A 948-nucleotide genomic window follows, 5' to 3' on the forward strand; every position below is an offset into this window, starting at 1 on the left:
ATGGTGTCACGGTTGCTTGAAATATGCTCGTTGTACAGCCGGAAGTTGACATCGGTGGCACTGTAGCTGATGCCAAACACTCCGCCGGTGTCGGTACTGTAATCGGTGGTGAAATTGGTCAGTGTCAGGTTTTGGATCGCCAAGGTGATGGATCCGGTAACGATTTGAAAACCGGAATAGCCGCCACCGTTCAGGGTGAAACTTTGGCCGTCAATCAGCACGCTGTCGGTCGGCGACAGAATGGAACTGGCGAGGGTTACGTCGGTCTGGAACACGATACGATCGATACCCACCGTGTTATTCGCCCAATACAAGGCTTCACGCAGACTAAGCCCGCCGCCGTCATTGGCATCCTGTTGTACCGAACTGCCAAAAGTTGCATCGTCGCCGGTATCATCGCCGGCGGTGACATACAAGGCACTGTTGCTGGCAAGCACGTTCACGTTTGAGGCCAGGTTGAGTGCTGTGCTGTTGTTGCTGCCGCCGTTGTCGCTGACGGCGCTCAGGGTGACAGCACGGGTAGCCGCGGTGGCGCTGGCGCTGCTATTGCCATAGCGCAAGCCATCTACCAACCCGGCGATCTCACTGTTACTGGCGCTCATGCCGCTTAATTGCAGCGTGACGGTGTTACCGGAGCGTATCACGCTGTAGTTGCCGATACCGGTCAGAGTGCCGCTGCTGTTGGCGCTCAGATTGATATTGTTGCCGCCAACGTTGATAAATTCACCGCTGTCGGTGACATTGGAAACGGTCAAGGTCAGCGAACTGAAGGTCTGGCCGCTGTCGTTGGTATTGGCTAGCACGCCGCTGAACAGATCAACTGAGCCCGCCATCCCGCCGATAAACACCGGGTTGCTGCCGGTGGCACTCAATGTCGGCGCATGGCCTGCGCTGGCCGTGGTGGCATCCACCTTGACCACACTGGCCGTATTATTACCCGCGCTGTCC

Annotated in this window: 1 pseudogene; it reads right to left on the reverse strand. The window is 57.1% G+C overall.

The features are described 5' to 3' along the window. Nucleotides 1-948: pseudogene (locus tag J5224_RS30370) on the reverse strand (hypothetical protein); the annotation flags it as partial.

Source organism: Candidatus Symbiopectobacterium sp. NZEC135, assembly GCF_025962695.1.